The organism is Streptomyces pathocidini, from assembly GCF_001418495.1.
GTDB lineage: Bacteria > Actinomycetota > Actinomycetes > Streptomycetales > Streptomycetaceae > Streptomyces > Streptomyces pathocidini.
Window position 1 is genome coordinate 1 of sequence record NZ_LIQY01000323.1, and the last position, 1,533, is coordinate 1,533.

2 protein-coding genes are annotated in these 1,533 nt (G+C 73.1%); one reads left to right on the forward strand and one right to left on the reverse strand.

Translation table 11 applies throughout. From position 1 onward, the window contains the following. Positions 1-73: 73 nt before the first annotated feature. Positions 74-448 (reverse strand): STAS domain-containing protein, encoded by a 375-nt coding sequence (locus AOK16_RS16205; protein ID WP_055472951.1) that lies wholly within the window; start codon positions 446-448, stop codon positions 74-76. Between the two features lie 377 nt (positions 449-825). Between AOK16_RS16205 and AOK16_RS16210 the strand changes: the two genes are divergently transcribed. Further along, entirely contained in the window at positions 826-1,404 is a 579-nt protein-coding gene (locus tag AOK16_RS16210) for a sigma-70 family RNA polymerase sigma factor (protein ID WP_055472952.1), read from the forward strand. Positions 1,405-1,533: the final 129 nt, after the last annotated feature.

The window sequence follows — 1,533 nt, forward strand, 5'->3', positions numbered from 1 at the left end:
GTGTGGTGCGAGTTCGCGACCGCGAGCCCTTGAGGCCGGGGCGGCGGCCGTACACGCGCCCGTAGGCGTACCGCTACGCGGAGAGGGGGCGCGCTCCCTCGTCCACGGCCGAGGACACGTCCGGATAGACCTCGAAGAGGCGGCGCACGCCGAGCGCGGAGAGCACGCGGTTCACATGGGACCCGTCCTCCGCGCCGCGCGCGGGCAGGATCAGCCGCAGCCGCCCCTGGCAGGACCGCAGCAGGCGGCGGGCCGCGATGAGGACGCCGACGCCGCTGGAATCGCAGAAGCGGACCTCGGAGAGGTCCATCACGATCCGGCGGCGGCCGTCGGCGACCGCGTCGTGTACGTGCTGCCGCACGGAGGGCGATGTGACCAGGTCCATTTCGCCGGAGACCTGGAGGACGGCCCAGCCGCCCTGAACGGTCTCCTTCACCTTCAACGTCACTCGCCGATGTCCCTTCGCTGTGCTCGTGCGCCCCCGGCGCACTGTGCTCGCGGCGCGCACTGGCGCGCTGCGCCGCGCGGCCGTTCGTTCGCGTCGCCCGGTCCTGCGGCCTTCCGGTCCTGTGGCTTGCGGAAGCGATTCTTCCCGCCTCGACTGCCCGGCTCTCCCCCGATGAAACACGAGGAAACCCGTGACTCGGAGTACGACTGCGTACGACCCTACGCACAGGGCGGGGCGCACGTCTGCCCGCTCGGCGGCAAAGTGACCCGATCTATACCAGCAGCAGGCGCTTGCGGGGCGCACATTGAAGCAAAGGGGCGTGCGTTGTCCGCCCTCCCCACTACATTCGTTGGGAGACGACGATGGATGGGGGCCGGATGGCGAGCGAAGCTCCACCTCGCTGGGACCGGAAGATGCAGCAGCGTCTGGCGCGCGGCGAGGCCGCGGCGCTGGGCGAGCTGTACGACCGGTTCGCCTCCCTCGTCCACGGGCTGGCCCACCGCGTGCTGGACGACGAGGACGCGGCCGACCGCATCACGCGCGAGGTGTTCGGCTACATATGGGAGCACCCCGACGCGTACGACCCGAAACAGGGGCCGCTGCGCTCCTGGGTGGCGTCGATCACACACCGGCAGGCGGTGCAGCGGCTGCGGCAGACCGAGTCCGAACTGATGCGGCTGCGGGGCGGGGACGGCGCGGCCGAGCGGATCGAGGCGAAGGTGCGCGAGGCGTCGATGGCGGCCCGCGCCGACTACATCCGCAGCTCCATGCCCGCCTCGCTGCGCGCGGCGCTGGACCTGGCGTACTTCAAGCACCTCGACTACCGGCAGACCGCCGCCGACCTGGGCGTCACGGAGGACGAGGCGCGGCGCAGACTGCGGCTCGGGCTCCAACTGCTGTCCACCGCGCACCGGGACGTGGAGGCGCCGCGGCCGGGGCAGGGGAGCCCACGATGAGCGGGTCGTCGCCGTGCGGGCCGGTGGGGCCCGAGCCGGGCGCGGGCGGATGGGGGCGCGGGGAGCGTCCGCGCATACCCCCGCCGCGTTCGGCCGCGGAGGACCGGGGGCCGCTGCCGGACGCGGACG

What these genes read in the sequence shown, in the direction of transcription:
- AOK16_RS16210 (WP_055472952.1), top strand. Translation starts at nt 826, where the DNA reads ATGGCGAGCGAAGCTCCACCTCGCTGGGACCGGAAGATGCAGCAGCGT.